This is a genomic window from Streptomyces bungoensis (assembly GCF_001514215.1).
Taxonomy (GTDB): domain Bacteria; phylum Actinomycetota; class Actinomycetes; order Streptomycetales; family Streptomycetaceae; genus Streptomyces; species Streptomyces bungoensis.
This window is the reverse complement of the sequence record NZ_KQ948851.1, coordinates 752,085-763,130: the sequence shown is the minus strand read 5'-3', so window position 1 is coordinate 763,130 and position 11,046 is coordinate 752,085. Positions and strand designations below refer to the sequence as shown.

Sequence of the window (11,046 nt, the reverse complement as noted above, 5' to 3'; positions counted from 1 at the left end):
CCCGTCGGGGAAGCGCGCCTTGGCCAAGCCCGCCCCGGGGGTGGCGAGAGCGGACCAGCACCGGGGGGTGCTGGTCCGTGAGACAGCGACCGAGGGCGGATCGCAGCCGGAGGAGACGCCTTCACTGCGCAAGCCGCGCGCCGCGAAGAAAACCTCGCGCAAGCGCTCGCCCAAGCCGCCCTCGCACAAGCGTGATTACGTCTGCAGCGTCCGCCTGAACGGCGACGAGAAGACCCTGCTCTGCGCTGCCGCCACCGCGACCCGTACGAGCCTGCCAGGCTTCCTCGCCCGCAGCGGGCTCGCCGCCGCTCACGACCTCGACAGCACCGCCGCCGCCATCGCCGGCCACCGCGAGCTGATCGCCGAGCTGTTCGCCGCACGCCGGCACCTCGGACAAGTCGGCAACAACCTCAACCAGATAGCCCGGGCCATCAACTCCGGCGGCCAGCCGGCGGAAATCGATGCGGTCGTCGCGGCGGTCCAGCGCGCAGTGACCCGCGTACAGGCAGCCACAGACCGACTGCTGGAGCAGCGCTGAGCTGGCTCCCCTTACCGCCCCGCATCCCGCCACTCCCAGCGACGACCTCGGACAGCAGCATGATCCCCCGGATACAAAAGCGCGGGCAGCGCACCATCGGTCTCCTCTACTACCTCTACGGGCCCGGGAAGCACGAGGAGCACATCGACCCGCACCTGGTCGCCTCGTGGGACCACAACGCTCCCGACCCCGGCCGCGACCCGTCTGCCACCCTCAAGCCGCTCCAGCAGCTCCTGGACCAACCCGTCGAGAACATCGACCAGGCTGACCGGCCGAAGAAGCACGTGTGGCATCTGTCCGTCCGCAACAGTGCCGAGGACCGGATCCTGACCGACGAGGAGTGGGGCGAGGTGGCCCGCCGGATGGTCGCCGCCACCGGTATCGACTACCCCGAACAGGGCGCGGGCTGCCGGTGGGTGGCCGTCCGGCATGCCGACGACCACATTCACATCGTCGCCACGCTCGTCCGTGAGGACGGCTACAAGCCCGACCTCGACCACGACGCCGCTCGCGCCCAGGCCCAGGCCCGCGCCTTGGAAGCGGAGCTGGGCTTGCGCCGGCTCAACAAGGGCGACGGCACCGCGGCCCAACGCCCCACCAGCGCCGAGCGCCACAAAGCCGAACGTCAGGGCCGCGAGCGCACCGCGCGGGAGGAACTGCGCGAAACCGTGCGCCGCGCGGTGGCCGGCGCCAGCAGCGAGACCGAGTTCTTCGACCGGCTGGCCGCCGCCGGCCTGATCATCCGTAAGCGCGTCGCCCCCTCCGGCGACCTGCTCGGCTACAAGGTCGCCCTGCCCGACGACCGCAACAAGGACGGCGAACCGGTCTTCTACCCCGGCGCCCGCCTGGCCCCCGATCTGTCCCTGCCCCGTATCCGGGAGCGCTGGTCCGCCGACACTCGCGACCAGGACGCCACACCGGCAGATGTGCCCGCCCCTGCGGCGCCGAGCGACCCGGCCGCCGCCCGCCGACGCACGGCCTCGGCCGCGTGGAACGCGGTGCTCGTCATCGAGCACGGCGACGACGCCATCGCCGCCGCGTACATTGCCGCTGCCGGCGAGGTCCTGGACGCGCTCGCGAAGACCTCCGCGGCCCGCACCAGGCGCGAACTGCGTGACGCCGCCTTCGCGTTCGAGCGGGCCTCCCGCTCCCACGTCCGCGCCGAGCGTGGCCACGACCGAGCGCTGCGGCAGGCCGCCCGTGACCTCGTCTATAGCGGTCCGGCGTTGGGCCGCGGCGAGGACGGCGCGACCACCGCGATGGCGATCGACATGCTGTTCTTCCTCATCACCGCCGCCGCCCACTGGCACGCGAAGAAGAACCACGCCCAGCAGGCCGCCGCCGCCCGCCAGGCCGCCGAACATCTGCGCGCCGCCTACCAGGCCGCCGCCGCTCAACCCCTCGGTGCTCTCTACCAGCGAGGCCGGCGCCTGGGCCGGGCGCTGCGGCAGCGGCAGACGACGGTGCTGCGCACAGCGCTGCCGGAGTTGGCCGAGCAGATCCTCGCCGAGCCCGGCTGGTACGCGCTCGCCGCCACCCTCGCCGACGCCGAAGCCGCCGGCCACGACCCGGCCGCCCTGCTCGCCGACGCCGCGGGTCGGCGGGAGCTGGACACGGCGGAGTCCGTCAGCGACGTCCTGGTGTGGCGGCTGCGCCGGGCAGCGGACCTGCCTGCGGATGCCACCGGCATGGTGCCCGACGCTCACGCCGCACAGCGCTCGGCACAGCGCGCCGGGCAGCACATCCCCGGACAGGCCCGGCCTGGGCGTGGCCGGTCGTGACTGTGGACTTTGTGAATTGAACAGGTCAGCGGACTTCGCGCACGATCATGACGCGTGCAGGACGAGACGAGGGAGGACACCGGGTGTTTCACCGGATACGACGACGCCGCCGCGCGGAAGAGGAAGAGTTCAGCGAGGTGCAGCGCCGGGCGTACGAGGCGTGGCTGCGGATGGCCGACCAGGTGCCACCGGTCCTGCAGATGCAGCAGGAGCATCAGCTCGCGGAGCCGGCGCCGATTGTGGACGACTTCCTCCCGCCGGAGCTGCGCGTCCCCAGCCACGACCAGCTCGACGGCCGGGTGATGCCCTGGCCGTGGCCTCTCGTCCTGGACGGCGAGGTCGTCGCCTGCGCCGAGTGCGGCGCCTACCGCGAGTGGCTCATCCTCTCCACCCACGACCAGGTCTGGCTGCGCTGCCAGGCCGGCCACCAGCAGCACGAGACCCGTCTCGACACCGCGTGGTTCAACCGACACTCCGGCCCGGGAGATGCCATCCACGCCACGTTCGAGGACTGCCTGCGGCACCTCGGCCACCGCTGACCTCCACTCCTTCGGCCCCTTCTCGGGCCCACGGGCCCGCACTGTCCAACCGTCACCGAGCACCACAGGGGTCAGTTCACCCATGCGCGTTCGCCTCACCATCACCGCCCTCGGCCTCACCGCCGCCGCCCTCACCCTGCCCGCCTGCTCCGCCGACACCAGCCAGGCGAAGTCCACCTCCCCGTCCTCCGCCCCCGCAGACCACCCGGCCACCACCAAGCAGAGCGACGACCCGCTGTCGTCGGCCGCGCTTCAGCCCCGCCTGCTCGACGAGAGCGACCTCGGGTCCGACTACACCCGCAAGCCGGAGGACACCTCCAGCCACGACGACGTCACCGTCACCGGCTGCCCCGCCCTGGAGAAGCTGGGCGGCGACGCGGCGGCCAGCGGCTCCCTCGACTTCCCCAACAAGGCGAAGGTGTCCTTCACCTACACCGGCGGCAGCGCCGGTTCGGAGGTCTCCGAGGAGCTGTACAGCGACACCTCCGCGAAGCTGTCCGACGGCATCGATCGGATCTTCGACGCCATGACCGGCTGCCCGACCTACCAAGTCGTTTCCGGCAGCACCGCCATCAACGTCACGTCACAGAAGACGACCGCGCCCCGGCTCGGCGACCAGCAGTGGAGCCAGCTGATGACCTTCACCTCCGGTGGGCAGGACAGCGTCGTCAAGCAGACCGCGATACGTGAGGGAAGCCTGCTCCTCATCGTCTCCGGCGCGCCAGCCCTGGTCGGCCAGCATCTCGACAAGGCCCTCGCCAAGGCGACAGCAACCCGCTGACGCGCCCGCAACGGCGCTCTCGACCACCACGGTCGAGGGCGCCGTGTCGATCCGAGGATTCAGAGCATCCGGGTGAGCGTGCTGGGCGTCGCCGAGCAGCGGCCGGCCTAGGGTGGCGGGTCAGACGGCCCTCGACTTGAACCGCCATACCGCGTGCTCCATCCCGCCCGGTTCGTGTCCGAGGGCGGCGGCCTCCTCGTACACAGCTCGCAGCTCCTCGTACTGCAGGCCCGTGACGCCGGCATCCGCAGTGAAGGCCCGCAGGTGTACGTCCACAGCGACGTGCGATCGACCGACAAGGTTGCCCTCCACCAAGAGCAGCCTGATGGTCGCCGTTGAGGAGCTCACGGCCGTCCACAGCCGGTACGACAGTCTCCGGTCCGGCAACGCTGGGTCCTCCGGTGATGCCCGCGGCCGGGTGGGGACAGCAAGCTGGCCATAGCCCGTGCGCGACGCGACAAGGGCGAGAGCGTCACCAGCATTGCCAAGGCGCTGGGAGTCCACCGCGCCACGAGGCGCGCAGGGGCGCAGTCAGGCGCTCACCTCGGAGTGCACCGGAACGGGCGGGCGCACTCCCGTGAGTGCCTCCGCTCGGGCGAGAAGGTGGGGCGCCAGGTCGGGGTACCAGCCACGGGCTACGGCTTGCAGCATCTCGGCCAGGGCCGCGAGTTCCCCGATTCGGCCGGCGGGGGTGTCGAGGATGGCCGCGAACTCTTTGCGGATGCGGGCGGCTACGTCGGGTACAAGCAGGCTGTTGGCGTGGAGGAGTCCCACGTCGTAACCGAAGGGCACCAGGCCCCACCGCTCCCAGTCCAGCAGGCACAGGGGCTCGGCGGTGAGGTTGCCCCAGTGCAGGTCACCGTGACCGGTCACCCGATCCACCTTGGCGGGGGCCGGGATGCCAAGGAACTGGGGGAAGGCTCGTTCGATCCATCCGTCCCGGACGGTCGTCTTCATACCCTCCGCTTCAGCGAGCAGGGCAAGGGCTTGGCGAAGGCCCGCCCACCACTCGTCAGGCAACCTGGGATCGTGATCGATGTCGGCTCGGTCCGGGGACACCACGGGTTGTGTCAGGTAGTCCAGGACTTCGGCCTCGAAGGCCCACTCGCCGTCAGTCCAGTCGTGCACCCCGTGCAGGCGGGGACGCGGGACGCCTTCGGGTAGGAGCTGGGAAGCCCCGACGATGCCCTCCCCCGGCTTCCTGCCCGCGTTCCTCTTCGCCGTCCGGCTCACCCGTAGCCACCGGTCCTCCGCTCGGCGTCCGAGGGTGACACCGAGGAAGCCCCACGCCAGGGGACCCGTGCAGGCGAGGCCCAGTGCCTTGGCCGCCCGGTCGTGGGCTGCCTCCATCAGGGCTCGTACCTCCTCATTCACCGGCGAGTTCATCCGTCACCCTCCTGAGTTCCTGGGCCGTCAGCGGCGCAGCCAGAGCCTTGGCCACATCGTCCCAGTGCTCGCGGGTGCTCGCGGAGGTGAGGACGACATCGAGGCCGGGGCACGAGCCAGCGGCCAGCAGGGCAGCGGCTGCGGCCGACAGGCCGGGGCGGATGAGGTTCACCAGTTCGGGTGTCATGGCGTCGAGGAGTTCGCCCCCGTGCAGGGGCGCGGAGCCGAACGTGATCAGCCCGGCGTCCTTCGCCTGTACCAGTGGTCCGCCGCCGTTCAGGGCCTGTGTGATCGGGGCATCCATGATCAGGCTGACGGGCATCTGCAAGCCCGTGAAGTGATGCTCGGCGGAACCAACCGCCTGGCGTGCGAGCGCGAGCAACTCGGCGACACTGAACGCTCCGGAGGTTAGGCCCGACCAAGTGGCGACGCCGTACCCACCGATCCTGCCCGCATGGGCGAACTCCTCCAGCGCCGTGAAGGCTTCCCGCACACGCCCGTGCAGAGCGGCGCGGTCAAGGCCGTGCCCGTGGTGCTCAGGGTTGTGCACGAACACCAGGTCCACGCGCCCGAGCGCGGCCAAGGATCGCTCCGTCTGCCAGCGGACGAAGCCTCGCTCAAGGCTGTGCCTACCAGCCGCCTCTTCCCGGGTGAGCACGCCCTCAGCCAGCGCGCTGCGGCCTTGCTCCTCCGTGAAGAACCCCGTCTTCGTGGCTACCCGCACGGTCGGGTATTCCCCGAGCACCGGGCGCAGCTCCTCATGCGCCTGACCACGACCATAGTTGGGTGCCGTGTCCACCCAGGGGCTGCCTGCGGCCAGGGCGGCGCGTGCCGCCTGACTGACGGCACGCACGCGGTATGTCCCCAGGCAGAGCGCGGCGGTCACAGCGCCGTCCCCACGACTGCGACGGCGTGGCCGTCGATGAGGACGGAGACCAGTTCGGCCACCTCCTTGACCTCAAGCCCGGCGGAGTCGGCCACCTCCCCCAGCGTGGTCGGCTGGTTGGTCAGCAGCGTGCCCAGCGCGGGCGCCGCGGACTCAGCGAAGTCCCACGCGGTACCCGCCGCGGAGAAGGTGACCGTGCCCTGTTCGCGGTTGGCCGTCAGGCGACCTCTCGGAGCGGTGAGCTTGACCGTGATCTCTCTCCGTGCGGGGAGTCCGTCCACGTAGGGCAGGGACGGAATCGCGTGGCCCAGGTCTGTCGTGTCGATCGACTCCGCCCACCGCTCCACGAGGCGGGGGTCCGCCATCATGTCGGCCACCTCACGTCGTACGGCGTCGATGAAGTCCGACTGTTCCGCCAGCGAGCCGAAGCGCGGGATGTCCCGGCGCAGCGCGAGGGACGCCCGGAGCTGATCGACGACCCACAGCATCAGGTCAGCGCCGGTGTGCGGGACCATGCCGAACGTGAGGTGAAGGGATTCCGTCCCCTGATCGGCAGTGACCGAGTGCCACCACCCGCGCGGCAGGTAGAGCACGTCACCCGGGGACAGAACGAGGTCCGCCACCGGGTCGCCCTCTGGCTCCTCCGGCGACTCCACGTCCCGGAAGGTGGGCGCCTCACGGGTCATCCCCCACAGGCGCCACCGCTTCGAGCCATGCAGTTGCACCACGACGACATCGTGGTCGTCCCAATGCCGGCCAAAGCCCTCCCGCTCGGTCCACGAGGCGTACACGTTGGCCTGCACGGAAGTCCCGAGGAAGCGTTCCAGCCCCTCCGCAGCCGCCCCCACGGCGGGGTGGATCTTCTCCACCGCGTCGAGGACCAGCGACGCCCCGTCCCTGAGCTGGGCGTGGAAGTCGGACGGCTGGATACGGGACCAGGTGACCGCGCGGCGGTTCGTTGTCGGGATCGCGTAGCGGTGCAGCGGCACCATCTCGCCGTCAGCCGACAGGCGCAGCCGGGGCGGCTCCAGCCGCTGCGTGGCAATGATCCGGTTCAGGTCGTCCCAGGAGAACAGACCCGCCACGTCGGCGACCCCGGGGAAGTGCGCGTACGAGCGGTGGTACGTCTGGGCGAGGAACCTGTCCCCGCCCAGCCGCCCCGCCCACGAGGCTGCATCACGCAACGTGGGCGCTCCCGTCAGTCGTTGCCGTCGGAACGGCCACTGCTGACGTCCGACTCCTGCTCGGCACGCGTGCGCGCGGCCACGATCTTCCGCTTCGCGACGAGCAGTCCACCCCCCTCGGGGGCGGCCGACGTGGTGTTCTCTTCCACCATCGGACTTACCTCTCTCTTCTCGGGGACTCCCACCGGGATTCCGGCAGGAAGCAAAGGGACAGCGACGAGCGCGGCGGACGCCGACCTTGGCGACGATGGGCGCCCTGTGCACCGCGGGCACCCGCACGGCGGGGACTTGGTCGGCGAACCCGAGATCACTGCGTTGCGGTGGTTCACCCGCACCATGCGCACCGAGTCGTACATCCGGCCCCCGTCGTATGACACCCGGAGAGTCATGCACCCGGTCGTCATGAGCGCACACCAGCGTCAGGGCCGAACCTCCGCCGGTACCCCAGCCGCCACCCCACGCCGTAGCGGACCCACTTTTCGTTTCGCCCGGTCGCTGCCATGGGGGAAATCATTGGCCTACAAAGCGACGGCTGTGTAGTTCTTTCCCGTCATGGACTAAAGATCATGAACGGCAGGCGGCGGACCACTCCGCCAACAAGGCTCGCACTTCGTCCCCGAACAGCGCATAACCCTCAAGCGTGGAGAACAGTTCCAAGTGCATTTCGATGTCACGTGGATCTCTCAGGATCACGACACCGGTGGTGTTCTCCACGGTGGCCAGGGTGTCGTCATAGATGGTGAAGGTGTCCATCGGAGCCATGGGCTTGTATCCCGCGATGGGGATGACGCCGAGCTTCACGTTCGCAAGGTGGGTCAGTGAGGCCAGCCGGTCAATCTGCATCGCCATCGCAGCCGGGGGCAGGAGTGGCCACCTCACAGCCTGCTCGGTGAGAATGAAAGTGAACCGCTTCTTCGTGTCGTAAAGAACCTCCTGCCGCTCCAGCTTCCTCGCGATCGTCTTAGTGACATCGGCCGGAGAATGGGCAAGGCTGGCGCGGATGTACTCAGGGGTGGACAGCAGTCCTGTAATCATCGAGAGCAGGAAGAAGCGGAACTCCGTGGACGAGGATTCAAGGGCGGCAAGTTCAGTCTGCTTCTTCTCCAGGCCCCTACGCCGGAGCGAGCGCAGGTCTTGCCATTCGGTGTTGGCCAGCCTCGCGAGGGCAACGACCTCCTCGATGACCTCGGGTGGAGCCACCACGGCCCGGAGGATCCTTTCCAGATCCAGCAGACTCGGCTGAACTTTCCCATTCTCGATCCGACTGATCTTCGATTGGGACATGTTGCAACGCCGAGCGAGCCGGTCCCCAGTGAGGCCGGCTCGCTTGCGTAGTTCTTTCAGCAGGGCCGCCAGTTCCTGTTTCGGCTGCCCGAGCTGCTCAGGATCGAACGTCACCCGCTGCTCACGTACTCCAGGAACGGCACGGATTTAGCAATGGCAATCCGCTTCCACTGCCGGTAGGGCTCCGGGTCGCCCTCGTACAGCTCCCGGTTTATCTGTGTCCCGTCCGCCCGGTAGTTCATCAGGACCACCTTGGACTCGTCGAACATCCAGAAGTCCTGATCTGGAAGTCCCGGGTTCTCCCGGTCGGTGAGGTCGAGGATACGGATATCCTCGCCCGCCTTCACGTGGTGCCGGTAGTAGTACTCGAATTCGAACCGAAGGTAGTCCGAGAGCGGGCGGGTCACGACGTGCACCCTGCCGACTCTCTTTCCTTCTGAGGCCCACTGCCGGACCTCATCCATCCAGGCCGATGTGTAATCGTCCGGCGACTTCTCCCCGGCGAGGAATCGCTTCAACTTCTCCGCTTCCTGGGGCATGGTGTAGACGGGCAGCGTCTCCAGCCTCCACGCCTCACGCTCCATGGAATCGAAGCAGTCGTTCCAGGCGTCACCATCCAAGTGCACGGAACGCCTCCCTGAGAACCGCCTCCGGGATTTCCACAAGCCCTTCCCCGGCGGGCGGGGTGAAGGCGTCGGACACGTCACCCTGCACCACGAACGACCCCGCGGCCGTGCGGTACACGTTCGGGCAGTCCTTCTCTCCGCACTCGCCGTTGCCATTGCCCGTGAGCCGGGTGAGTGCCGAACGCTCGGACATGCCAAACCCCCTTGCTCTGACCCCGATTGGGCCGCCTGCCCATGACGTTAGAGGGGGCGGGGCGCAGCGTCTATGCACGAACACGACTATGCGTGTCCTCGCATAAACCCATGCGGCCGGAGGGGCGCAGCCGAAGGGGAGGAAGAGGAGCGGCAGGGTGCGGGGGCTGACTGAGGGACCCCGTCCTACCTGCTCCCGGCAGCAGGCCACCCCGGTGCAGGCTGCCTTCAGGGCCGCCTACCACCTCCCGCCCGTGAACGCGGTAGCGGTCGGCACGGACAACCCCGACCACCTGCGAGAGCTGACCAACGCCCAGAGCTTCGCGGTGGACGAGGAGGCCGTCCGCCACTACCGCAGCCTCCTGCGCAACCGCCGTCAGGAGTGAAGCTCGGCGATGAGCCGCGCCGCCTCCTCCCGGGCGGGCTCCAAGCGGGGATCCTGGGGATGGGCGTGCGGCCCTACGACCTTCGCACAGAAGAACAGGGCCATCAGCCGGCCAGACCTGCTCTCCAGGTCTGGCCGACGCTCCGCCCACACTCGTTGTGCCAGGGCAGGGACGGCGAGGGAGTTCCCCCAGAGGGTGGCCGCGTCCAGTCCGCGCGGCGCCATCCCCCAATCCTCCCAATCGATGATGCAGAACTCGCGCCCGGTCACGTTCGCCCACGTCAGATCCGCATGTGCCGGCGTCCACTCATCCACGGTGGCGTCTACTTCGGGGAAGACTGCTCGGATCGTCCCAGTCACCAGTTCCTGGGTGGCCGTCTCTGTGTCCGGAGTGGCGAGGCGGTGCGTGCGCTGCGCGGCGAGTGCGTCCAGCGAAGCATTGAGTGCCGCCCACCAGCCGTCCGACAGTTGAGGATCCTCGATCACCAGAGCGGCTTGCCCAACGGGCGGGGCGGTGACCAGCACCATTTCGTCTGCCCGCCACATCACCGGCTCGTCCCGCTCGCGCCACGCCAGCCCCGCGTACCACTTCGGCATAGACACTCCATGCAAGACCGCTGCGGCCTCGGTGCCGTTCCAGCCCTGTGCTCCGATCCGGTCGAAGCTGCGCCGCTCAACCCTCACCCACGTTCCACGGTCCGTCCGCCCCCCAACCGAGCGCCGCTTGCACACCACGGTGTCACGGACCAACTGCATTTGAAGGGACCGCTCCACGTGTTCGAGAACGTCATCAACCGGCTCAACACGCAAGTCCACGGCCCGTGCACCAGGCGAAGAGAGCGTCATCTGGACTCCTTGGGCCCTCGCTGTGGGGTAGGGGCGACCTGCCGTCAGGTGAAAGCACCCGTAAGTTGATTAATGTAGTGGGTGATGTGCGGCATCCTGTGCGGCAGTTGATCGAGTGGGAAGAGGCGGAGCGCCTGGCATTCGCCAAGGACGAGGTCGGTTGCGGCAACTTCCCCCCTCTACGGAGCCAGGAACAGCTGCGGCGGGATGATCTGCGGCAGGAGGGACCGCGACGGCCGGCGAGACGCTGGATTAGACGGGCGTGTGCTGTGCTGTACGGCGCGGTCTGGTTGAGCGGATCCATCCGGCGACGGGTGTCCACTGCGTGTACCTGGCAGGGGACGCAACGAACAATGATGCGGTTGAAGAGCGGCTTGGGTGGCGAAGAATGCGGCGGGCCTGTAGGTTCTCAATTTCAGTGTCAGGCGCCGACCCTGTGACCTGGATATTTCCCTTGAGTCTCACGTTGTGTCGGCAGGCGGCTGTCTCAGATCGGTGTCATTTCCTCAGGCTGTCCAGCAGGCTGCAACGCGGCCCGGGGCGTCACGAACCTGCATCGGCAACCATCCGTTCCACCCACTCACACACCTTCGTTGCACACGAACGTCCCGAGCGTCG

Annotated in this window: 14 protein-coding genes; 5 read left to right on the top strand and 9 right to left on the bottom strand. The window is 68.7% G+C overall.

Annotated elements, in window-relative coordinates:
- The first annotated feature begins 67 nt into the window (after positions 1-67).
- The 4 genes from mobC (at position 68) to AQJ66_RS03065 (ending at position 3,639) form a co-directional block, all read left to right on the top strand.
- Complete coding sequence (gene mobC / locus AQJ66_RS03080) at positions 68-538, top strand: plasmid mobilization relaxosome protein MobC (protein WP_006143112.1); 471 nt, start codon at positions 68-70, stop codon at positions 536-538.
- A gap of 59 nt (positions 539-597) precedes the next feature.
- Complete coding sequence (locus AQJ66_RS03075) at positions 598-2,319, top strand: relaxase/mobilization nuclease domain-containing protein (protein WP_006143113.1); 1,722 nt, start codon at positions 598-600, stop codon at positions 2,317-2,319.
- A gap of 83 nt (positions 2,320-2,402) precedes the next feature.
- Positions 2,403-2,858, top strand: coding sequence for a hypothetical protein (locus AQJ66_RS03070; protein WP_006143114.1), 456 nt, complete (start codon positions 2,403-2,405; stop codon positions 2,856-2,858).
- A gap of 82 nt (positions 2,859-2,940) precedes the next feature.
- Positions 2,941-3,639 (top strand): hypothetical protein, encoded by a 699-nt coding sequence (locus AQJ66_RS03065; protein WP_006143115.1) that lies wholly within the window; start codon positions 2,941-2,943, stop codon positions 3,637-3,639.
- Between the two features lie 120 nt (positions 3,640-3,759).
- Here the strand turns inward: AQJ66_RS03065 and AQJ66_RS03060 are convergent, their stop codons facing one another.
- The 8 genes from AQJ66_RS03060 to AQJ66_RS36885 form a co-directional block, all read right to left on the bottom strand.
- On the bottom strand, positions 3,760-3,987 hold the full coding sequence (locus AQJ66_RS03060; RefSeq protein WP_244162723.1) for a hypothetical protein: 228 nt from the start codon (positions 3,985-3,987) through the stop codon (positions 3,760-3,762).
- 183 nt (positions 3,988-4,170) lie between these two features.
- Positions 4,171-4,989 carry a phosphotransferase gene (locus tag AQJ66_RS03055; protein ID WP_244162722.1) on the bottom strand — a complete coding sequence of 273 codons (819 nt, stop codon included), beginning with the start codon at positions 4,987-4,989 and terminating at the stop codon, positions 4,171-4,173.
- A gap of 16 nt (positions 4,990-5,005) precedes the next feature.
- Entirely contained in the window at positions 5,006-5,911 is a 906-nt protein-coding gene (locus AQJ66_RS03050; RefSeq protein ID WP_061915934.1) for an aldo/keto reductase, read from the bottom strand.
- A complete protein-coding gene (locus tag AQJ66_RS03045) occupies positions 5,908-7,095 on the bottom strand; it encodes a cupin domain-containing protein (RefSeq protein ID WP_061915931.1) in 1,188 nt (395 codons plus the stop codon). The genes AQJ66_RS03050 and AQJ66_RS03045 overlap by 4 nt, the downstream gene beginning before the upstream one ends.
- A gap of 14 nt (positions 7,096-7,109) precedes the next feature.
- Positions 7,110-7,247, bottom strand: a complete 138-nt coding sequence (locus AQJ66_RS39270; RefSeq protein WP_006143122.1) for a hypothetical protein — start codon at positions 7,245-7,247, stop codon at positions 7,110-7,112.
- A gap of 412 nt (positions 7,248-7,659) precedes the next feature.
- A complete protein-coding gene (locus AQJ66_RS03040) occupies positions 7,660-8,493 on the bottom strand; it encodes a helix-turn-helix domain-containing protein (RefSeq protein ID WP_061915928.1) in 834 nt (277 codons plus the stop codon).
- A complete protein-coding gene (locus AQJ66_RS03035) occupies positions 8,490-9,005 on the bottom strand; it encodes a DUF6879 family protein (RefSeq protein WP_055493665.1) in 516 nt (171 codons plus the stop codon). Before AQJ66_RS03035 ends, AQJ66_RS03040 begins: the two co-directional genes overlap by 4 nt.
- The gene (locus AQJ66_RS36885) at positions 8,989-9,198 is read right to left on the bottom strand and encodes a hypothetical protein (RefSeq protein ID WP_055493664.1); all 210 of its coding nucleotides are present in this window, start codon (positions 9,196-9,198) and stop codon (positions 8,989-8,991) included. Before AQJ66_RS36885 ends, AQJ66_RS03035 begins: the two co-directional genes overlap by 17 nt.
- Positions 9,199-9,451: 253 nt before the next feature.
- On the opposite strand from AQJ66_RS36885, the gene AQJ66_RS39880 reads away from it, so the two are divergent.
- Positions 9,452-9,583: a hypothetical protein gene (locus AQJ66_RS39880; RefSeq protein WP_267893341.1), complete on the top strand. Its 132-nt coding sequence runs from the start codon at positions 9,452-9,454 to the stop codon at positions 9,581-9,583.
- On the opposite strand, the gene AQJ66_RS03025 is transcribed toward AQJ66_RS39880, so the two are convergent.
- Positions 9,574-10,428, bottom strand: coding sequence for a hypothetical protein (locus tag AQJ66_RS03025; RefSeq protein ID WP_061915922.1), 855 nt, complete (start codon positions 10,426-10,428; stop codon positions 9,574-9,576). The genes AQJ66_RS39880 and AQJ66_RS03025 overlap by 10 nt on opposite strands.
- Between the last annotated feature and the right edge of the window lie 618 nt (positions 10,429-11,046).

What these genes read in the sequence shown, in the direction of transcription:
- AQJ66_RS03075 (WP_006143113.1), top strand. Translation starts at nt 598, where the DNA reads ATGATCCCCCGGATACAAAAGCGCGGGCAGCGCACCATCGGTCTCCTC.
- AQJ66_RS03065 (WP_006143115.1), top strand. Translation starts at nt 2,941, where the DNA reads ATGCGCGTTCGCCTCACCATCACCGCCCTCGGCCTCACCGCCGCCGCC.
- AQJ66_RS03055 (WP_244162722.1), bottom strand. Translation starts at nt 4,989, where the DNA reads ATGGAGGCAGCCCACGACCGGGCGGCCAAGGCACTGGGCCTCGCCTGC.
- AQJ66_RS39270 (WP_006143122.1), bottom strand. Translation starts at nt 7,247, where the DNA reads ATGGTGGAAGAGAACACCACGTCGGCCGCCCCCGAGGGGGGTGGACTG.
- AQJ66_RS36885 (WP_055493664.1), bottom strand. Translation starts at nt 9,198, where the DNA reads ATGTCCGAGCGTTCGGCACTCACCCGGCTCACGGGCAATGGCAACGGC.
- AQJ66_RS03025 (WP_061915922.1), bottom strand. Translation starts at nt 10,428, where the DNA reads ATGACGCTCTCTTCGCCTGGTGCACGGGCCGTGGACTTGCGTGTTGAG.